Origin of the sequence: Wohlfahrtiimonas chitiniclastica DSM 18708 (genome assembly GCF_000375345.1) — a bacterium.
GTDB lineage: Bacteria > Pseudomonadota > Gammaproteobacteria > Cardiobacteriales > Wohlfahrtiimonadaceae > Wohlfahrtiimonas > Wohlfahrtiimonas chitiniclastica.
Window position 1 is genome coordinate 910,187 of sequence record NZ_AQXD01000001.1, and the last position, 18,741, is coordinate 928,927.

22 protein-coding genes and 1 pseudogene are annotated in these 18,741 nt (G+C 44.7%); 19 read left to right on the top strand and 4 right to left on the bottom strand.

Annotated elements, in window-relative coordinates; all coding sequences use genetic code 11:
- Positions 1-87 precede the first annotated feature (87 nt).
- Complete coding sequence (locus B143_RS0104255; protein WP_018122342.1) at positions 88-336, bottom strand: hypothetical protein; 249 nt, start codon at positions 334-336, stop codon at positions 88-90.
- Between the two features lie 381 nt (positions 337-717).
- Here B143_RS0104255 and B143_RS0104260 point away from each other — a divergent pair, with 381 nt between their 5' ends.
- The 3 genes from B143_RS0104260 to dctM all read left to right on the top strand — a co-directional run bounded on the left by B143_RS0104260 (position 718) and on the right by dctM (position 3,705).
- Entirely contained in the window at positions 718-1,665 is a 948-nt protein-coding gene (locus B143_RS0104260; protein WP_248647502.1) for a TRAP transporter substrate-binding protein, read from the top strand.
- A gap of 89 nt (positions 1,666-1,754) precedes the next feature.
- Positions 1,755-2,420: a TRAP transporter small permease gene (locus tag B143_RS0104265; RefSeq protein WP_018122344.1), complete on the top strand. Its 666-nt coding sequence runs from the start codon at positions 1,755-1,757 to the stop codon at positions 2,418-2,420.
- Position 2,421: 1 nt separating this feature from the next.
- Positions 2,422-3,705, top strand: a complete 1,284-nt coding sequence (gene dctM / locus B143_RS0104270) for a C4-dicarboxylate TRAP transporter large permease protein DctM (protein ID WP_018122345.1) — start codon at positions 2,422-2,424, stop codon at positions 3,703-3,705.
- Positions 3,706-3,755: 50 nt separating this feature from the next.
- Here dctM and tehB read toward each other — a convergent pair.
- Positions 3,756-4,334 (bottom strand): annotated as a pseudogene (tehB, locus tag B143_RS0104275) (tellurite resistance methyltransferase TehB); the annotation flags it as partial.
- Positions 4,335-4,438: 104 nt separating this feature from the next.
- Positions 4,439-5,455 (bottom strand): cytochrome-c peroxidase, encoded by a 1,017-nt coding sequence (locus B143_RS0104280; RefSeq protein WP_018122347.1) that lies wholly within the window; start codon positions 5,453-5,455, stop codon positions 4,439-4,441.
- Between the two features lie 155 nt (positions 5,456-5,610).
- On the opposite strand from B143_RS0104280, the gene serS reads away from it, so the two are divergent.
- The 12 genes from serS to B143_RS0104340 all read left to right on the top strand — a co-directional run bounded on the left by serS (position 5,611) and on the right by B143_RS0104340 (position 15,848).
- Entirely contained in the window at positions 5,611-6,882 is a 1,272-nt protein-coding gene (gene serS / locus B143_RS0104285) for a serine--tRNA ligase (RefSeq protein WP_018122348.1), read from the top strand.
- A 31-nt stretch (positions 6,883-6,913) separates the two neighbouring features.
- Positions 6,914-7,165, top strand: a complete 252-nt coding sequence (locus B143_RS0104290; protein WP_008314217.1) for a YfhL family 4Fe-4S dicluster ferredoxin — start codon at positions 6,914-6,916, stop codon at positions 7,163-7,165.
- 7 nt (positions 7,166-7,172) lie between these two features.
- Positions 7,173-8,165: a L,D-transpeptidase family protein gene (locus B143_RS0104295; RefSeq protein WP_008314216.1), complete on the top strand. Its 993-nt coding sequence runs from the start codon at positions 7,173-7,175 to the stop codon at positions 8,163-8,165.
- A gap of 16 nt (positions 8,166-8,181) precedes the next feature.
- Positions 8,182-9,381, top strand: coding sequence for a tyrosine--tRNA ligase (tyrS, locus tag B143_RS0104300; protein WP_008314215.1), 1,200 nt, complete (start codon positions 8,182-8,184; stop codon positions 9,379-9,381).
- Between the two features lie 15 nt (positions 9,382-9,396).
- Entirely contained in the window at positions 9,397-9,720 is a 324-nt protein-coding gene (fdxA, locus tag B143_RS0104305; protein WP_018122349.1) for a ferredoxin FdxA, read from the top strand.
- Positions 9,721-9,858: 138 nt separating this feature from the next.
- Positions 9,859-10,689 carry a ribosome small subunit-dependent GTPase A gene (rsgA, locus tag B143_RS0104310; protein ID WP_018122350.1) on the top strand — a complete coding sequence of 277 codons (831 nt, stop codon included), beginning with the start codon at positions 9,859-9,861 and terminating at the stop codon, positions 10,687-10,689.
- Between the two features lie 162 nt (positions 10,690-10,851).
- Entirely contained in the window at positions 10,852-11,994 is a 1,143-nt protein-coding gene (locus B143_RS0104315; protein ID WP_018122351.1) for an ABC transporter ATP-binding protein, read from the top strand.
- A 26-nt stretch (positions 11,995-12,020) separates the two neighbouring features.
- The gene (locus tag B143_RS0104320; RefSeq protein WP_018122352.1) at positions 12,021-13,040 is read left to right on the top strand and encodes an ABC transporter permease subunit; all 1,020 of its coding nucleotides are present in this window, start codon (positions 12,021-12,023) and stop codon (positions 13,038-13,040) included.
- Between the two features lie 8 nt (positions 13,041-13,048).
- Positions 13,049-13,855, top strand: coding sequence for an ABC transporter permease (locus tag B143_RS0104325; protein WP_008314206.1), 807 nt, complete (start codon positions 13,049-13,051; stop codon positions 13,853-13,855).
- Between the two features lie 21 nt (positions 13,856-13,876).
- Complete coding sequence (locus tag B143_RS0104330; protein ID WP_018122353.1) at positions 13,877-14,890, top strand: hypothetical protein; 1,014 nt, start codon at positions 13,877-13,879, stop codon at positions 14,888-14,890.
- An 86-nt stretch (positions 14,891-14,976) separates the two neighbouring features.
- The gene (locus B143_RS0104335) at positions 14,977-15,294 is read left to right on the top strand and encodes a ComEA family DNA-binding protein (protein WP_008314202.1); all 318 of its coding nucleotides are present in this window, start codon (positions 14,977-14,979) and stop codon (positions 15,292-15,294) included.
- Positions 15,294-15,848 carry a GspH/FimT family pseudopilin gene (locus tag B143_RS0104340; RefSeq protein ID WP_038195829.1) on the top strand — a complete coding sequence of 185 codons (555 nt, stop codon included), beginning with the start codon at positions 15,294-15,296 and terminating at the stop codon, positions 15,846-15,848. Before B143_RS0104335 ends, B143_RS0104340 begins: the two co-directional genes overlap by 1 nt.
- On the opposite strand, the gene B143_RS0104345 is transcribed toward B143_RS0104340, so the two are convergent.
- Entirely contained in the window at positions 15,845-16,924 is a 1,080-nt protein-coding gene (locus B143_RS0104345) for an AI-2E family transporter (RefSeq protein WP_018122355.1), read from the bottom strand. The genes B143_RS0104340 and B143_RS0104345 overlap by 4 nt on opposite strands.
- Positions 16,925-17,036: 112 nt before the next feature.
- On the opposite strand from B143_RS0104345, the gene B143_RS0104350 reads away from it, so the two are divergent.
- From B143_RS0104350 to B143_RS0104365, 4 genes are read left to right on the top strand one after another with little or no spacing between them, the layout of a single operon-like run.
- Positions 17,037-17,351 carry a hypothetical protein gene (locus B143_RS0104350; protein WP_018122356.1) on the top strand — a complete coding sequence of 105 codons (315 nt, stop codon included), beginning with the start codon at positions 17,037-17,039 and terminating at the stop codon, positions 17,349-17,351.
- Between the two features lie 12 nt (positions 17,352-17,363).
- The gene (locus B143_RS0104355) at positions 17,364-17,636 is read left to right on the top strand and encodes a rhodanese-like domain-containing protein (protein WP_008314195.1); all 273 of its coding nucleotides are present in this window, start codon (positions 17,364-17,366) and stop codon (positions 17,634-17,636) included.
- Positions 17,637-17,646: 10 nt separating this feature from the next.
- A complete protein-coding gene (locus tag B143_RS0104360) occupies positions 17,647-18,084 on the top strand; it encodes a hypothetical protein (RefSeq protein WP_018122357.1) in 438 nt (145 codons plus the stop codon).
- Positions 18,084-18,716: an RnfABCDGE type electron transport complex subunit B gene (locus B143_RS0104365; protein ID WP_038195905.1), complete on the top strand. Its 633-nt coding sequence runs from the start codon at positions 18,084-18,086 to the stop codon at positions 18,714-18,716. Before B143_RS0104360 ends, B143_RS0104365 begins: the two co-directional genes overlap by 1 nt.
- The last annotated feature ends 25 nt before the right edge of the window (positions 18,717-18,741 follow it).

An 18,741-nucleotide genomic window follows, 5' to 3' on the forward strand; every position in this document is an offset into this window, starting at 1 on the left:
ATTTAATGCCGAGAAGCAATGGCAAAATGGCAGGCACAAAAAAGCCAGCATTGCGCTGGCCTTGTCATCACAACGATGCAAAGAGCATTATTCCTCTTTTTGCCATTGATCACCGAGCAATTGCTCTTGAATGTTTTTCACAAACTCTTCTAAGTCTGCGCGAGTCATCTCCATGTGGGAGCCATAACGTTCATTTTCAATCGTGGTAATGTGCGCGATGACAAATTGATCATCACCCTCTTTCACTAAACTGAACTCTTCCCCTTCCTTGTCCATACACTTGTAACTCACCATCTGGACATTCTTATAAATCAAGTTCTTATTCAGTTCTGTCATAATTAACCCCTTACTTCTGTTGAAAAATGAAGGGGGGATTATAACTGTAATTGATGCAAAATTAAATTTAATTTCCACAGGATGTGGCCAAATGTTAGATTTTAGCAAATTTTATCCATGAAATTTTGCACACAGCCTTTTGTACTTACAAATTCACTACTAAATTTTTTCATGCACCTATTCTCATTTTTATAAAGCTATGATATCGTCCATTGATGTGGCTCATAAAAAAAATTAATGACTGAAAAGTTAGCCATATGTAGTTAAACACACCAAATTGACGATGATATTTTAGGACGATGGAGTATAGATATGAATCAATTAATGCGCTCTTTAATGAGCCGAGTGATTGCCCCTGCTGTATTTGCGTATGGCAGCTTAATGAGTTTTGCCGCTGCCCAAAGCGATGAGCCAATTGTGATCAAGTTTTCCCACGTTGTGGCCGATTCCACACCGAAAGGACAAGGCGCGCAGCTCTTTAAACAATTGGCAGAAGAGCGTTTACCCGGCAAAGTGAAAGTGGAAGTGTACCCGAATTCCTCTTTATATGGCGATGGCCAAGAGATGGATGCCTTATTACTTGGCGACGTGCACATTCTTGCGCCCTCTTTAGCAAAATTCGAACACTATCAAAAGAAAATTCAACTGTTTGATTTACCGTTTTTATTTGATGACATGGCGGCCCTTGATCGCTTCCAAAACAGTGAAGCTGGTCAAAGCTTATTGACGAGCATGACGGATAAAGGCATCACGGGTTTGGCTTATTGGCACAATGGTTTAAAACAATTGTCTGCCAATAAACCCCTTCGCACGCCAAAAGATGCGCGTGGCCTTAAGTTTCGCGTACAAGCTTCTGCGGTGTTAGAAGAGCAATTTAAAGCCCTACGCGCCAATCCTCGTAAAATGGCATTTGCTGAGATGTATCAAGGTTTACAAACGGGCGTTGTGAATGGTGCAGAAAACCCCTATTCAAACATCTATTCACAAAAAATCCACGAAGTGCAAAAGAACATCACAGAGTCTAACCACGGCACATTAGATTACATGGTGATCACCAATACCAAATTCTGGGATGGTTTACCGGAAGATGTGCGCGCTGAGCTTAAAAACATCCTCAACGAAGTGACGGTTGAAGTCAATGCACAAGCGAATGCTTTAAATGATGGCGCTAAACAGAGCATTATTGATGCTGGCACAACTGAAATCATCACATTGACGCCAGAAGAGCGCGCGCAATGGCGTGATGCTGTGCGCCCTGTGTGGAAAAAATTTGAAGGTCAAGTGGGCGCTGATTTGATTCAAGCGGCAGAACAATCAAACAACCCATAATGATGCTTGTGACGGTTTAATCTCAAGCCCCTTATTTTAAGGGGCTTATCTTGTTTAAGCTAAAGCATAAATAACAAAAAGAGGACACTATGCTGATCGACATTTATCGATTCATGGACAAAGCGTGGCAAAAAATTGAGGTGTTTATGATGGTTTTCATCCTCACTGCCATGACTTTGGTCACATTTATCTACACCATGCTGAACAATCTCTACATGCCTTTTTATAAAGTGGCAGATTGGCTCGCAGGGGATGAAGCTTCAAAACTTGAAGATTTTTTCTTAGATGCCGGCGACTTTATGATGGAATCTGCCAGTGCATTCAGTTGGTCAAATGAATTCACAAAGGCTTGTTTTGCCTGGCTCATTTTCTTTTGTATGTCTTATGGCGTGCGCATTGGCGGGCACATCGGGGTCGATGCACTCGTCAAAGTTTTTCACAATAAAGTGCAACGCTTTTTAGCCTATGTTGGGCTCTCTGCCTGTTTACTCTATGGCGGCATCATGCTTTATGCGAGCATGGAATGGGTGTTGAACTTTTATAATCTTGGCACGTTGGCCGAAGGTTTAGATCGCTTTGGCATTAAGCGTTGGCAGATCTCCGTGATTGTGCCTTTAGGCTTTTTCCTCTTGATGTGGCGTTATTTAGAGATCGGTTATTTAATTGTGACCCACAAGCAAAACACATTAGGGCTTGCAGATGAAGCGGCCGATGCCATTGATGAATTTAAGAAAAATCAAGAGCAAGGAGCTTAACATGACCATTTTATTCTTATTTATGCTGCTCTTTGTTTTAATGTTGATTGGTGTGCCGGTTGCCATCTCTTTAGGTTTATCGAGTGCATTGACCATCATGTTCTTTAGTCCTGATTCGCCAAGAAGCTTGGTGATCAAAATGTTTGAAACCTCAGAACACACCACGCTTCTAGCCATTCCCTTCTTTTTAATTGCTGGGGCATTTATGACCACAGGCGGCGTGGCACGTCGTTTGATTGACTTTGCCAACACCTGCGTTGGGCACATTCGCGGCGGCTTAGCCATTGGTTCAGTCTTGGCATGTATGCTCTTTGCGGCGCTCTCAGGCTCAAGCCCTGCAACGGTTGCCGCCGTGGGTTCAATTGCGATTGCTGGCATGGTGCGCTCTGGTTACCCGAAAGAATTTGGCGCAGGCATCATCTGTAATGCTGGTACACTTGGCATCCTCATTCCACCTTCCATCGTGATGGTTGTGTATGCGGCGGCAACGGAGCAATCCGTCGGTAAAATGTTCATTGCAGGGATTGTACCCGGTGCATTGTTAGGCGTGGCACTCATGGTGGCGATCTACATTGTGGCACGCATTAAAAAACTCCCTGCCCAACCGCGCGTCAGTTTTAAAGAGTGGATTGTCTCCTTTAGACGCGCAATGTGGGGTTTGCTCCTCATGGTGATTATTTTGGGCGGCATCTATTCCGGCATGTACACACCCACAGAAGCTGCTGCGGTTGCGGCTGTTTACTCTGCGTGTGTCGCGCTCTTTATCTATAAAGATATGGGCATTCGTGATTTTCCTAAAGTGATGCTTGAATCTGGCAAAATGACGGTGATGTTGATGTTCATCATCGCGAACGCCATGCTCTTTGCCCATGTGCTCACCACCGAGCAAATTCCACAAATCATCGCAGAATGGGTGACGGCGCAAGGTTTATCACCCTGGATGTTTTTAGTGATCGTGAACATTGTGTTATTGATTGCCGGCAGCTTCATGGAACCTTCTGCGGTTATTTTGATTTTAGCGCCCATCTTCTTCCCGATCGCCACAGAGCTTGGTATTGACCCGATTCATTTAGGCATCATCATGGTGGTGAATATGGAAATTGGCTTGATCACGCCACCGGTGGGTTTAAATCTCTTTGTGACCTCCGCCGTGACCGGCATGCCCATCACACGCACCATTCGCGCTGCAATGCCTTGGCTGTTGATTTTACTCTTCTTCTTGTTACTCATTACGTACATTCCTGCAATCTCGATGACATTGCCGAATTTACTGCAAGTGAATTAATCAACATCCATCAAAAAAGCCGCAGCAATGCGGCTTTTTTATACAGTCATTTATGCAGTGCGCTGAGCAAGCATCGTGGCAAATTGTAATTTAACGCGATTGCCATCTTTATCTAAGCGATGCAATTCGCCGACTTCTTCATTGTATTGCAAAATTTCCCAATCTTTATAATAGTCTTGCAACTCACCTTCTTTAAAAGTGAAGGAGAAGCCTTGATCACACGGATATTTTTCCGTATCCATCGCAGAGACAATTAAATTGTAACCACCTGCACGCGTGTGCGTTTGCATGTTTTCAATGATGGCAGGCACGCGATCGGCTTGCAGAAACATGAAGACAACCGTTGAAAAAATAAAATCATACATGCCAGTAATATTGGCGGTATTGATGTCATACTCAGCGGCATCGATGTTGGTGATGTGCTCTTTTGCCATCACATCCTTTAAAAAATCGATGCTGCGTGGATTCACATCCCGCGATGTCATCTCAAAGCCTAAAGAACTTAAAAATAGGCTATTGCGCCCTTGCCCGCAGCCAAGATCAAACGCCGAGCAAGGCGTAATGAGTTCAGCGGCTTTGACAATGTCTGTGTGCGGCATCGTTAAGCCATAGGTGGTGTGAAAATAATCAATGGGGTATTTTGCGTTCATAATGCCTCCTGTGGGATAATTTTAACAATGGTAACAAAAAAGCGCACCTCAGTGCGCTTTTCTCATCCATTCAAATATTATACTTATTTTTCAAATGGTTGTGGTTTTGGGGTATCATTCACAGAAGGTGGCAAAATGGGCATCATGATTTGTGGTTGCTCACCGGTTAATGTTTTTAAGAACGCCACAATATTGCTCACCTCTTCAGGCGTATAGTTGCGTCTTAATTGCAAACGTCCCATGATCTCAACCGCTTCTTCTAAGGTTGCTGCTTCCCCATCGTGGAAGTACGGATAGGTCAATTCGACGTTCCGTAACGTTGGCACTTTAAATAAGAAACGATCGGCATCTTTACCCGTGACTTCAATACGACCTTGGGCAGGATTGTCTGTCACATATTCTTCTAATAAACCCATTTTTTGGAAAGAGGATCCGCCAACATTCACGCCATTGTGGCACGCCACACAACCTGAGGTTTTAAAAAGTTGATAACCTGCTAATTCCTGTTCGGTCAATGCATTGTCATCCCCTTTGAGCCATAAGTCAAAGCGCGCATTGGGCGTCACTAAAGTTTCTTCAAAGGCGGCAATCGCATCTGTAATGTGATCAATGTCAATGCTTTGATCATCGCCATACACAGCTTTAAACTCTGTCACATATCCTGGAATGGCATTGATCACTTCCACAGCTAAGTCATGCGTAAATGCCATCTCTTTCGGATTGGCAATCGGTCCGCCGGCTTGTTCTTTTAAATCTTTCGCACGACCATCCCAAAACTGCGCAATGTTAAAACGTGAGTTTAAAACTGTGGGTGAGTTGATGGGACCTTCTTGCCAATTGTGGCCAATCGATGTTTTTAAGTTGTCACTGCCGCCCATTGATAAGTTGTGGCATGAGTTACACGAGATGAAACCTGATTTTGATAAACGCGGATCAAACCAAAGCTGCGCCCCTAATGCCACTTTTGCAGGATTTTCGACAACTGCCGGTTCTACAGGTTTAATGATGCCATCGCGTTTAACGTCCGCCATTGCACTGCCCGCAAAAATGGATAAAGAGACAGTCACCGCTGCCCATAATGGATTGAAACTTTTTCGCATATTACGCTCCCTACTTCGTTGTGTGTCACAAATGCCAAAAGAGTCTACCCGATTTGCCAACCTTTCGATAATCCCCCTGATTTTCGGTTTTGTGATTACACTTTTTTTTAGCTATAATGAACGGTATTTTAATCAATATTTTTAAGGGATCGTCAATGATAGACATTCAAATGCTGCGTCACAATATTGATGAAGTGGCAGAGCGTCTGAGCACGCGTGGTTTTACGTTAGATAAAGCACAATTTATCGAATTAGATGAACAACGTAAGAAACTGCAAGTAGAAGTTCAAGAGTTACAAAATGCCCGCAACGTCAATGCAAAACGCATCGGTCAAGCGAAGGCAAAAGGCGAAAATATTGACGAAATTTTAAAGGAAGTGTCGAACAATTCCGCGAAATTAGAAGCCTTACAAAAAGAATTAAATGTCGTTTTAGATGACATCAATCAAATTTTAATGGCAGTGCCAAACTTACCGGATGCCTCCGTGCCCGTCGGTAAAGATGAAAATGACAACGTTGAAGTGCGCAAATGGGGCACGCCACGTGAATTTAGCTTTCAACCGAAAGATCATGTAGAACTTGGCAGCAACAATGGCGGCATTGACTCAGAAGCCGGCGTTAAAATCACTGGCTCTCGCTTTGCAGTCCTTCGCGCAGGTGTTGCGCGTTTACATCGTGCTTTAGCGCAATTTATGCTTGATTTACACACTGAAGAACATGGTTATACTGAGCTTAATGTCCCAATGATCGTCAATGGCGACAGCTTACGTGGCACCGGTCAATTGCCAAAATTTGGTGAAGACTTATTTAAACTGACGGGCGATGATGAATATTACCTCATCCCAACAGCTGAAGTGCCTGTGACAAACTTAGTGCGCGGCGAAATCGTGCCAGAAAGTGATCTACCCTTACAATTTGTGGCACACAGTGGCTGCTTTAGATCAGAAGCTGGCAGCTATGGCCGTGACACGCGCGGTTTGATCCGTATGCATCAGTTTGAAAAAGTGGAAATGGTGCATTTAGCGCACCCTGACAAATCCTTTGAACAATTAGAATTGATGACGCGCCACGCAGAAACTGTATTAGAAAAATTGGGCTTGCCTTATCGCACCATCGTCTTATGCACAGGTGACATGGGCTTTGGCGCCACGAAAACTTACGACATCGAAGTGTGGTTACCGGGTCAAGAAAAATACCGTGAAATCTCTTCTTGCTCTAACTGCCTTGATTTCCAAGCGCGCCGCATGCAAGCTCGTTTCCGTAACAGCGACACCAATAAACCTGAATTACTGCACACCTTAAACGGTTCTGGTTTAGCCGTTGGCCGCACATTGGTTGCAGTAATGGAAAACTATCAAGAAGAAGATGGTAGAATACGCATCCCTGAAGTATTGGTTCCCTATATGAATGGTAAAACCTACATCTAATGCGTAACATTGGCGATAAGGAGAGTTTATTATGGCACTAGAAATTAATGATGAATGCATCAACTGCGATGTGTGTGAACCTGAATGCCCAAATGAAGCCATTTCAATGGGTGAAGAGATTTACATCATCAACCCAAACCTTTGCACAGAATGTGTGGGTCACTTTGACACACCACAATGTATGGAAGTTTGCCCGGTTGAATGTATTGAGAAAGATCCCGCACATGCCGAAACGAAAGATGAGTTGATGGCAAAATACGAACAACTTCAAGCAGGAAAATAATCGCTATATGAAAAAAGCTCATTTAGTTACTCTTGTTGTCACACTTGGATTATTCAGCAGTCAAACCTTTGCTCGTCAATATCCGATGCCTGAAAAAGGCTCCGATGTTGTGGGTTATACCGAAATTGTCTACCCTGAACCTGGCGAATCTTTCGTTGATTTGAGCGTGCGCTATGAAGCGGGCTATGATGAGCTTAAATGGGCGAACCCTAACGCGAACTATTGGACGCCATCTCCACAGATGCCCGTGATTCTACCCTTTGAGTACATTTTGCCAAAAGGCAAACGCTCAGGGATTGTTTCAAACATTCCGGAGATGCGCACCTACTTTTTCCCTAAAGATGGCGAAACGGTGTATGTCTATCCTGTCGGCGTTGGCCGCATGGACTGGAAAACGCCTTTAGGCTCATGGAAAATCACCCGTAAGCAAGAAGCACCGGCATGGTATCCACCGGAAAGCATTCGCCGCGAGCATCAAGAGATGGGTAAAGGCATTTTACCTGCAGTTGTGCCTGCTGGCCCTGACAATCCGCTTGGTAACCACGTCCTTCGCTTGAATTTACCGAGCTATCTTTTACATGGTACAAATGATGTCACCGGTATTGGCATGCGTGTGACCCACGGCTGTATGCGCTTTTTCCCACAAAACATCGAAGAGCTCTACAGCATTGTGCCGAATAATACCGAAGTGACCTTCATCAATGAACCGGTGAAAGTGGGCTTTAAAGGGGATGAGCTCTTAATTGAAGTTCACCCACCTTTAGAAGAAGACAACTTAGACACACAAGGTTTAAAAGAGATTGCTTATCGCTTATTAGCAGAGCATCAAAATAACCCAAATATTCAAATGGTGGACCCGCGCATGATTGATCTTGCGATCGAGAAGATGTCTGGCCTACCGACACACATTGGTCAAAGAATTGACCCTAACACTCACAATCCTCAGCCACACAAAGACAGTGGCAGTGCAATTAATATTGACTGGGATAAATTTAAATAAATATCAGGAGAATTTGATGGCATCTATCGAAGAAAGTTTAGCGCTGCTTGAGCGCGGAACTGACGAAATCATTTCAATTGAAGGTTTAACTGCAAAGTTAAAAGAAAACCGTCCGCTTCGAATCAAAGTGGGTTTTGACCCGACTGCACCTGATCTTCACTTAGGCCACACTGTTGTCATCAATAAAATGAAGCATTTCCAAATGTTGGGACATCAAATTCATTTCTTAATTGGTGACTTCACAGGCATGATTGGCGATCCCTCTGGTAAGGATACAACGCGTAAGCCATTGACGCGTGAACAGGTCGTTGAAAATGCGAAAACCTATCAAGAACAGATCTTCAAAATTTTAGATCCTGCCCTCACAAAAGTGGTGTTCAACTCCTCTTGGCTGGGAGAATTAGGCACTGCAGGCATGATTCAGTTGGCGTCTCATTATACTGTGGCGCGCATGCTTGAGCGTGATGACTTTGAAAAACGCTATAAAAACCATCAACCGATTGCTGTCCATGAGTTCATCTATCCTTTATTACAAGGTTATGACTCTGTGCATTTAGACATCGATGTTGAATTAGGCGGTACAGACCAAAAATTCAACTTATTGGTGGGTCGTGATCTTCAAAAAGCCTATGGCAAAGCGCAGCAATCTGTGATCACCATGCCGCTTTTAGAAGGTTTAGATGGCGTCAATAAAATGTCTAAATCCCTTGGCAACTACATTGGTGTGGATGAATCCCCCATTGAGCAATTTGGTAAGCTCATGTCTGTGTCTGACACGTTGATGTGGCGCTACTTTGACCTTTTAAGCTTTGAATCGTCAGCAACCATTGAAGGTTATAAAAAAGCTGTGGCTGAAGGCATGAACCCACGCGATGTTAAATTCTTACTGTGTCAAGAGATCATTTCACGCTTCCATTCACAAGAAGCTTACGAAATGGCGCACCGTGATTTCATCGAACGTTTCCAAAAAGGTAATTTGCCTGAAAACATCGAAGAGATGACCATCAGCGCACCTGACGGCGAGATTCAAATTGCGGCGTTATTAAAAGAAGCCGGCTTAGTTTCCTCTGTCTCTGAAGGCAACCGCTCCATTGATGGCGGTGCTGTGCGCATCGATCAAGAGAAAATCTCTGATCGTGGTCTTAAAATTGCCAAAGGCACAACGGCGATTTTCCAAGTGGGTAAACGCCGCTTTGCTAAAATTACCGTGAACTAGTTGTAAGAGGTTATCATGACTTTCGTTGTTACCGAAAACTGCATTAAATGCAAATATACTGACTGTGTTGAAGTGTGCCCTGTGGATTGTTTCCATGAAGGCCCAAACTTCTTAGTCATCGACCCTGAAGAGTGCATTGATTGCACTTTATGTGAGCCTGAATGCCCAGCAAATGCCATCTTCTCTGAAGATGACCTGCCGGCGGATCAAGAGCAATTCATCGAGATCAATGCGGAACTTGCCCAAGTGTGGCCGGTGATCACGCAAATGAAAGATCACGCCGATGATGCCAAAGATTGGGATGGCAAGCCTAATAAACTCGAATTATTAGAGCGTTAATCCATGGCGCGTCGATTAACTAAAAAGCAACACGAACGGATTTCTAACAAGAAAGTCGAGCAAATCGACGCGTTAATAAATCTTGACCCTGACGCTCTCTTTAAAGGGAGAGTCATCGCTCAACATGGACCACATTTGATGGTGGAAGATGAGGCGCATACGCTCTATCAAGCGAACATCCGCCAAAATCTACCCACCATCGTGTGTGGCGATTATGTGTATTGCACCTTTGAAAATGAGATTCCTGTGGTTTTGCAGCTCATTGAGCGCACCAATGAATTGGCCCGCGTCTCTTATGGGCAGCGTAAAAAGCTCATTGCCGCAAATTTAGATCAAATTTTCATTGTGATTGCGCCAAAACCTGAGCCGAGTCCTTCCCTGATTGATCGCTATTTGATTGCCATCAAAGCCTTTGACATTCCGATGGGCATCATCATCAATAAATCTGATATGATTGATGAACAGAGCGATTTCTCTTTCATCGAAGAGTATCAGCAAGCTTTTGACATTGAGATTCTCTTTACCTCGCAAAATGATCCTGAGTCCATTGCCAGATTGCAACAAGTGCTCATGGGTAAAACGTCCATTTTTGTGGGGCAATCGGGCGTCGGTAAATCCTCTTTAACCAATGCCGTGATTCCCAATTTATCGCTGCAAACTCAGCGCATCAGCGCCACAACTGGCCTTGGCAACCACACCACATCCGCAACAACCCTCTATTATTTAAATGACCATCAAGGCGCTTTGATCGATTCTCCAGGCGTTCGCAGTTTTAATGTGGATCATTTAACCATCGAATCCATCCACAATGGCTTTCCGGATGTTGTGCGTTTTACGCGCCAATGTAAGTTTAGCAATTGTAACCATTTACAAGATCCGGGCTGTGCCGTTGCTCAGGCGATTGAGGAGAATTTACTCTCTGAACGCCGTGTGGACAGCTACCTGCAAATTCTCAGAAGTTCAGGCTGATTTTGCTTGATGTTTGCCGCAATCACTATACAATACGTGTCCTTTATATCGATATAAATTATATTATTCAACGAGCGGCAGCACTCAAGATTCTTCTGAACAAAAAGATTGCAACCAATCGCCTTGATCTTTCACTTAACGGTACTGAATTAAGGAGCTGTGATGTCACCGATTCTTACAAAAAAATCTTACGAGCCTTGGCGTGATCCAAACTCTGTCCCTTATATTGAAATCATTGACTTAGTGAAAGTCTTTGATGAGTATATTGCGGTTAATAATATCTCTTTAGACATTTACCAAGGTGAGTTTTTCTCGCTTCTTGGCCCATCAGGTTGTGGTAAAACCACCTTGCTTCGCATGCTTGCCGGCTTTGAAACACCCACATCTGGCAAAATTTTATTGGATGGCGAGGACATTTCCCTCATTCCGCCGTATGAGCGCCCCATCAATATGATGTTCCAAAGCTATGCGCTCTTCCCGCACATGACGGTGGAAGATAATATTGCCTTTGGACTCAAGCAAGAGAAAGTCGCCAAGCCTGAAATTAAAAAACGCGTGGATCAAATGCTCGAATTGGTGCAAATGAGTCAATTTGCCAAGCGTAAACCCCATCAATTGTCTGGCGGACAGCGCCAACGCGTTGCCCTTGCCCGCAGCATCGTGAAAAAGCCCAAATTATTGCTCCTAGATGAACCGTTAGGCGCTTTAGATAAACGCCTGCGTGAACAGACGCAATTTGAGCTCATGACCATTCAAGAAGAGCTTGGCATCACCTTTGTGATCGTCACCCATGATCAGGAAGAAGCCATGACGGTGTCAAGCCGCATTGCCGTCATGGACAGCGGCGAGCTTGTGCAAGTGGCAACGCCAACAGAAATCTACGAATATCCAAACTCCCTATATGTGGCAGAATTTGTGGGCGATGTGAACATTTTTGAAGGCGTGATTGCCGATCTCTCCCCCATTCACACCACCGTCAATAGCTTTGAAGTGGAGACGCCGCTCATCTGTAATCAAGGGGTCGGCGCTGTGGTGGGTTCTCAAGCATGGATTGCTGTGCGCCCTGAAAAGCTCGACATCTCCCTCACGCCGCCTGAAAACACAGACAGTAACTGCATGATGGGCGAGGTGTGGGACATCGGTTATTTAGGTGACATGTCCATCTACCATGTCAAAATGGACAATGGCAAGATGATCACCGCCGCCCAAATGAACCACAGACGTGCAGTTGAGCTCCCCATCAATTATGAGGACCGTGTTTACGTCAGCTTTGATGCTGACTCTGCCGTTGTTTTGATTTCATAGAAATCACAATGACTTAAGGAGATCACATGAAACATCCCCAACAGCAGTTGGGCTCGATGTCCGGTCGCGCCGCCGAATGGATGTCGCGCCTGAACTTCGTGCACCGCAATCTCATGCGCTTTTGGCTCTATCGTCAATGTTTGAGCCTATTTAACAGTAGCCGCGTCATCATTGGCATTCCCTATTTGTGGCTATTTTGCTTTTTCATCATTCCTTTTTTGATCATCTTACGCATCAGTTTTACGGAAGCAGAAATCGCATCGCCCCCATACACAGAAGTGCTCAACTGGGTGGACGATGGTATTTTAGAGATCAAGCTCAATTTCCAAAATTATATTGCCCTGTGGCAAGATGACATCTACATTTCTGCCTATTTAAGCAGCATTAAGATCGCTGTCATCTCCACATTTTGCACTTTTTTGATTGGCTTTCCGATTGCCCTTGGCTTATCCCGCTTACCGAAAAAATGGCGTTTGTTTGGCTTAATGATGGTGATTTTGCCCTTTTGGACCTCATTTTTAATCCGCATTTATGCATGGATGACGATTTTATCGCCCTCAGGTGTGCTGAATAATTTCATCAACTTTATTGGGCAAGGCATTGGCTTGATTGACCCGGCATCCCCTGTGCAACTGCAACTCCTTGGCACTGAATTTGCAGTGTATGTGGGCATTGTTTATTGCTATTTACCCTTTATGATTCTGCCGATCTATGCAACCCTCGACAAAATGGATCATACATTGGTGGAAGCGGCGCTCGATTTAGGCTGCCCGCCACTGAAAACCTTTTGGGTCATCACTGCGCGCATTTCGCTCCCAGGCATTTTAGCCGGCTGCTTTTTGGTCTTCATTCCTGCAATGGGGGAATTTGTGATTCCAGATCTCCTTGGCGGTTCAGATGTGCTCATGATTGGTAAAGTGCTCTATGACACCTACCTACAAGGCATGGATTTACCACTCGTGTCTGCCATTTCCGTGTCGCTCTTGTTATTGGTGATTCTGCCAATCTATTTATTCCAGCGCATTCAACAAAAGCAATTTGAGTAGAGGTGAGCATGCAACAATCTTTGACCCGTTTTAATAAAATCTCCCTTGTGCTCGGCTTTGCCTTTTTATATGTGCCAATTCTTATTTTGATCGTCTATAGCTTCAATGAATCAAAATTGGTGACGGTTTGGGGCGGATTCTCCCTCAAATGGTATCCTGAACTCTTTAAGACCAAAGGCTTATGGGATGCCACAAAAACCACATTATGGCTGGCCATTTTCACCTCAACATTTGCGGTGATTCTTGGCACAATGACGGCATTTGCCCTTGTGAAATTCAAGCGATTTCGTGGGCGAGTGCTCTTTTCAGGCATCACGTATGCACCGATGGTCATGCCTGAAATCATCATGGGCACGTCCCTTGCCCTCACATTTTTAGCCCTCAACATTAGCAAAGGTTTTTTCACCATTTTACTCGCGCACATCACCTTTACCATGTGTTATGTCACGGTGGTGATTCAATCGCGCCTCATCGGCTTTGATCGCCACATTGAAGAGGCTGCGATGGATTTAGGGGCAGATCGCTTTAAAACATTTCTCTACATCACGTTGCCGATGATCATGCCGGGCATTGTCTCCGGCTGGCTGCTCTCTTTTACGTTGTCTTTAGATGATTTAATCATCGCGACCTTTACCACAGGTCCTGGCGCAACGACTTTGCCCATTTGGATCTATTCAAAGGCGCGCTTAGGGATCAGCCCGAACATTAATGCGCTTTCCACCATTATCATTGGCGTGGTGGCAACCGTGGTGCTCTTAGTGACGCTCTATGCGCAACACAAAGAGAAAAAAGAGAAAGCAATCGACCCATCATAACAATCATCAGAGGATAGAAGAATGAAAAAATTATGGCTACTTTTACTGTTAAGCTTACCTGTGCAAACCGGGTTAACGGAGCCTTTATCGCCCCTACAAAAGGAATTTAAAGAGAGCTTAGCGCTGCGTTTTACCCATGATCAATTTCAAAACCTCATGATGAGTTATCAGCAAGAGCTGCACAACACTCAGCAACAATTGAACCGCACCGAGCGCTTAATGGAACGTGAAAAAAACAGTGCACCGGCAGGCTTAGCGGTGTATACATTGCCCTTTCAGCTCATTCCACCTCAAGTGTTTCATCAAGCGTTGCGCTCTTATGCAGACAACATCACAGTGACCAAAATTCAGCGTCCGCAACGCACAGAGGTGATTTTTCATTTCCCTCCTTTAGATAAAAACATCAGCAATGCTTTTAGTCGCTATCACTTAATGGCGCCTAAAATCACCGTCACTTCCGTACTGCTCTCTAATGGCCAAGCACTGACTGTCAATAAAGTCATCTCAAGCAATGTTGGTGAACAATCCTTATCTCTGCCCACGAAAGATGCCACAATTTTAAAAATCAATCTGACCCTTGATTATCAAATTCCGGAAAATGTTCAAAGTTTTACCCTCACGAAACTTGACCCCATTAAAGATGGCGTGCGTTGGATGCCATCGGCCGATCATGTGGTGGTGCTTGAACTCAATGAGCCCATTGCCAATGAGATCATCTACATTGATGGGCAAAACAGCGCGGGTAAAACCTTGGCCGCAGAACAAAATGATCGCATCAATAATCCGAATGAAATTGCCATTTTAAAGGCACGCATTGCCCTCTATCGTGGCTTATTAGAAGCGGTGAATGCTAAGACTGTGCGAAATAATCAAGAAGCGCTGAATCATCTTGTCACACATGCAGAAAATTTATTAATGCTGCAAAGTGATCCACGCCGCGAATTGGTGCGTGTGTTTAGCCATCCGATCAGCACTGTGACGGTGTATAAAGTGGGCAATGCGATGGATAAGCAGTACAATTTCGCCCTTTATTAATTTATATTCTTAATACATCTTTTCATAACTTAACATATTTGTTAAAAATAAATCTCCTTTTGATCTTCATTAAAACAGGGGGTTGTATGAAACGTTTATTGCAATGTTTAGCCGCAGTGGGTGTATTGTGTTCATGGTCTGCCTTTGCACTGCCTGTGAACCTTAACACCGCAGATGCAAACACCATCAGCGCTGAAGTCAAAGGCATTGGGCCTGCAAAAGCCGATGCCATTGTCAAATACCGCACAGACAAAGGTGAATTCAAAAACATGGATGATCTATTGAATGTGCCTGGCATTGGCCCAAAATTGGTTGAACAAATCAAAGAACAAGTGATTTTCACAGATGTTGTGCCAGAGGCGCCACAAACTGCACCTGATGTCACACCTGCTGCACAACCATAATGATGCGGCCCACCAACGACATCAAAGGCGTTACGCTCCTTGAACTGATGGTCTTGGTGGGCATTTTTAGTCTCATCGCCCTCTTTAGCCTGCCTAACTTAACGCCAATCTTTGCACGCCGACAACTGCACTCAGCACTCATCACCCTAGAACAAGATTTACGGTTTGCACAACTCACCAGTAATCATCAAAAACAGACCATCTCAATATGCGTGTCAGTCGATCAACGCACCTGTGTGAAAACACCCACGCGCGATTGGCGATCAGGCTGGATTGTTTTCATAGATCCCGAAGGTTCGTTTAATCCTGCGCCTGATGACATTTTACGGCGCCGTAAAGGCTTTGATCCACAGCTTCACATCCTGAGCACACAAACCATTTTGCATGGTTTATCCTTCAATGCAGGCAAACGCAACAATAAAGGCTTAGGCACCGGTTTAGCCAATGGCTCCTTCACACTGTGTCATGCTCAAGTGATGCAGAGCCATAAAATCATCGTCAATATTTATGGGCGCACGCGCACAGAAACCCATACCGGCAGCTGTGCCAATTAATCGGATGCACCTTTCCCTGTATAAAATTGACTGTGTGTATACGCTTTATAGGCCTCTCTTAATCCCACCATCAACACAGCACACACAGGCAATGCCAACAAAATCCCGAAAAAGCCAAAGAGCGCACCGCCTGCCATCAATGCAAAAATCACCGCCACAGGATGCATGCCCAATTTATCCCCCACCAATTTTGGCGTGAGCACAAAACTTTCCAATAATTGCCCAATGGCAAACACAATGCCAACCAAAATCAGCAACTTATAATCATGTGTTTGAAACCAAGCCATCGTTAATCCCACCACAATGCCCGTCGATGCCCCAAGGTATGGAATGAAGCTGATTAAACCTGCCAACATGCCCACCAATAAGCCCAACTCTAACCCCACCAACGTCAGGCCTAAGCTGTACACAAGTGCTAAGGCAAACATCACCGACAATTGCCCACGCATAAAACTGCCAAGCATTTCGTTGGCATCGGTTAAAAAATTCAACACACGATCACGCACTTTTAAAGGAATCAAAGTGCCCAATTGATGATTGATCAATTGCCAATCGCGCATGAAGTAAAACGTCAGCATCGGGATCAAAAAGAGGCTCGTTAAAAAGCCGATGATCATCATCGTTGATGAGGTCAAAGAGCTGATCACTTTACGCAGCGTCTCGCCAATCATGCCACCATAATTGCTCAGTGCCTCTTGCACAGTGGCAAAGTTGAGTTTGACAAACTCAGGGGACAACTCTTTGCCATAAGGTTTTAAAATGTGCTCTTGCACCCAGCTGAACACGGCCGGCAAACGATTTAAAAAGACGATCACCTGATTGATGAGCATCGGGATCAAAATGAGCAGTAACATCAATAAAATGATGGTGATCACGGTAAATACAATGGTGACTGCCCACATGCGTGATAATTTTGTAAAGCGGCTTTGCAGCTTCATCACGATGGGATTGCCAATATATGCCAAGCCAAAAGCGATCAAAAATGGGGTCAACACAGGGCGCAGCATAAAGATCAGCCACCCGAAAAAGAGGATGCATAACCAGAGGATGATTTGTCGATTTGTCAGCAGGCTCATAAGTTCCCTTATCATTTATTAATCTTGCGGCTCATTTTACATCAAAAGTATGCCAATGAACCGTTTTTAAAGTACAATGAGCCACTCATTTTTAAATAGGAATTTTTTGATAGTGCGTAAATTGTCAAAAAAATTAATTGCCCCGCTTTGGCTGTTGAGCGCTGTGTTCATCAGTGCCCATGCCGAAGAGAACGCCCCGCCTGATCTTAATGCACAGATCGGACGTTGGGTTGAAGATGGCCCAGCCATCAAAGAATTTCCCGTCTGTTATCAGCTTTGGAAATGCGAAAACAGTCAGCCCACTGCAGGTGAGTCCATTTTATTGCCAAAGGGCGAATGGGGTCTTTGCAGCAATTATGCTGAAGTTTCCGACAATCAAGTGTGCACACAATGTGCCGCGCCCCCTCCCCTTGAAGTTTGTGAATAACGGGTCATCCATATGTTGTATTTAATAGACGTTCGTACCACTGAAGAATTTAATGCTGGGCATTTAAATGATGCCATCCACATCGATTACCGTGAAATTCTTCACAGAATCGATGAAGTGACCACCGATAAAGATGCTGAAATTCATCTTTACTGCCGCTCTGGCGTGCGCTCTGCGATTGCCGCACAATTGCTGCACAGCCGCGGTTATTATCGCGCCCTCAATATTGGTGGGTATGAAGCGCTCAAAGCGCACTTTGAAGCTCAACACTCATATCAAGAATAAGGAAGAAATCATGAAAGCATCTCTTTTAGCTGTGCCTGTTGCCCTCGTTTTAACGGCATGTGTGTCCACAGAACCTGCACAAAACACACAAACCACCATCGATGCTGCACCCGCAAAAGCAGCCTTGACGGATCAACATTGGTCTGCCCGTTTGCCTGATGAAAAAATGGCACTTCGCAGCTGCATTCTGGCCGATAAAAACATCAATGCCATTCTCTACTTAGAAAAATCAGACAAAGCCACAACTTTAGTGGTGGAAGAGAAAAATGGCGCAGTGAAAAACTGTGTTGTGGGTCACAATCAAAAAGCAAAATTATTGCCCTTTGAAGATCAATTGCCAAGCCACATCACGCGCTTTTATCCCGTTGGCAAGAAGTTGGGCGCATGTTCTAAGCCTACAGCCCTTAAAGATGCAGACAATCGTTTAATGGGAACTGTGTGCCAGTGATGAGTTTAGTTCAACAAATTGATCAATTGCTCCCTCAAACTCAATGTGAACAGTGTGGCTTTGAGGGCTGCTTACCTTATGCACAAGCATTGAGTGAAGGCGAATCAGACATCAATCGTTGCCCACCGGGCGGCGAGCCTGTCATGCGCGCCTTAGCACAATTACTCGATCGCCCTGAAAAAGCGATTGACCCTGAATGCGGCACACCTTCCCCCATTCACACGGTTTACATTGATGAAACCTTGTGCATTGGCTGCACGAAATGCTTACAAGCCTGCCCGGTTGATGCGATTGTGGGCGCAAAGAAAAAGATGCACACCATCATCGCCAGTGAATGCACCGGTTGTGATCTATGCATTCCACCTTGCCCCCTTGATTGTATTCACATTGTGCCGAGCCAAGAAGAGAATTTGCCCACCATCGGTTTATCACCTGAGCAAAAGATTCGTGCCGCAAAATCAAGAGCGCGCCACGAAGCCCGCCAAGCACGCAATGCCAATCGCACCACCATCACCAAAACCCTACCTCCACAAGAGAAAACGCTGGCCAATCGTTCAAGCGATGCCGATATGCTGTCCCTCATTGCCATGGCCAAAGCGAAAACTCAAGCAAAACACACAAAGCGAGATTAATCATGGCTAAGTTGTATCAACGGAA

Excerpts from the sequence above, each read along its gene's own strand:
- B143_RS0104255 (WP_018122342.1), bottom strand. The coding sequence starts at position 336 with ATGACAGAACTGAATAAGAACTTGATTTATAAGAATGTCCAGATGGTG.
- B143_RS0104260 (WP_248647502.1), top strand. The coding sequence starts at position 718 with ATGAGTTTTGCCGCTGCCCAAAGCGATGAGCCAATTGTGATCAAGTTT.
- B143_RS0104265 (WP_018122344.1), top strand. The coding sequence starts at position 1,755 with ATGCTGATCGACATTTATCGATTCATGGACAAAGCGTGGCAAAAAATT.
- dctM (WP_018122345.1), top strand. The coding sequence starts at position 2,422 with ATGACCATTTTATTCTTATTTATGCTGCTCTTTGTTTTAATGTTGATT.
- B143_RS0104280 (WP_018122347.1), bottom strand. The coding sequence starts at position 5,455 with ATGCGAAAAAGTTTCAATCCATTATGGGCAGCGGTGACTGTCTCTTTA.
- serS (WP_018122348.1), top strand. The coding sequence starts at position 5,611 with ATGATAGACATTCAAATGCTGCGTCACAATATTGATGAAGTGGCAGAG.
- B143_RS0104290 (WP_008314217.1), top strand. The coding sequence starts at position 6,914 with ATGGCACTAGAAATTAATGATGAATGCATCAACTGCGATGTGTGTGAA.
- B143_RS0104295 (WP_008314216.1), top strand. The coding sequence starts at position 7,173 with ATGAAAAAAGCTCATTTAGTTACTCTTGTTGTCACACTTGGATTATTC.
- tyrS (WP_008314215.1), top strand. The coding sequence starts at position 8,182 with ATGGCATCTATCGAAGAAAGTTTAGCGCTGCTTGAGCGCGGAACTGAC.
- fdxA (WP_018122349.1), top strand. The coding sequence starts at position 9,397 with ATGACTTTCGTTGTTACCGAAAACTGCATTAAATGCAAATATACTGAC.
- rsgA (WP_018122350.1), top strand. The coding sequence starts at position 9,859 with ATGGTGGAAGATGAGGCGCATACGCTCTATCAAGCGAACATCCGCCAA.
- B143_RS0104315 (WP_018122351.1), top strand. The coding sequence starts at position 10,852 with ATGTCACCGATTCTTACAAAAAAATCTTACGAGCCTTGGCGTGATCCA.
- B143_RS0104320 (WP_018122352.1), top strand. The coding sequence starts at position 12,021 with ATGAAACATCCCCAACAGCAGTTGGGCTCGATGTCCGGTCGCGCCGCC.
- B143_RS0104325 (WP_008314206.1), top strand. The coding sequence starts at position 13,049 with ATGCAACAATCTTTGACCCGTTTTAATAAAATCTCCCTTGTGCTCGGC.
- B143_RS0104330 (WP_018122353.1), top strand. The coding sequence starts at position 13,877 with ATGAAAAAATTATGGCTACTTTTACTGTTAAGCTTACCTGTGCAAACC.
- B143_RS0104335 (WP_008314202.1), top strand. The coding sequence starts at position 14,977 with ATGAAACGTTTATTGCAATGTTTAGCCGCAGTGGGTGTATTGTGTTCA.
- B143_RS0104340 (WP_038195829.1), top strand. The coding sequence starts at position 15,294 with ATGATGCGGCCCACCAACGACATCAAAGGCGTTACGCTCCTTGAACTG.
- B143_RS0104345 (WP_018122355.1), bottom strand. The coding sequence starts at position 16,924 with ATGAGCCTGCTGACAAATCGACAAATCATCCTCTGGTTATGCATCCTC.
- B143_RS0104355 (WP_008314195.1), top strand. The coding sequence starts at position 17,364 with ATGTTGTATTTAATAGACGTTCGTACCACTGAAGAATTTAATGCTGGG.
- B143_RS0104360 (WP_018122357.1), top strand. The coding sequence starts at position 17,647 with ATGAAAGCATCTCTTTTAGCTGTGCCTGTTGCCCTCGTTTTAACGGCA.
- B143_RS0104365 (WP_038195905.1), top strand. The coding sequence starts at position 18,084 with ATGAGTTTAGTTCAACAAATTGATCAATTGCTCCCTCAAACTCAATGT.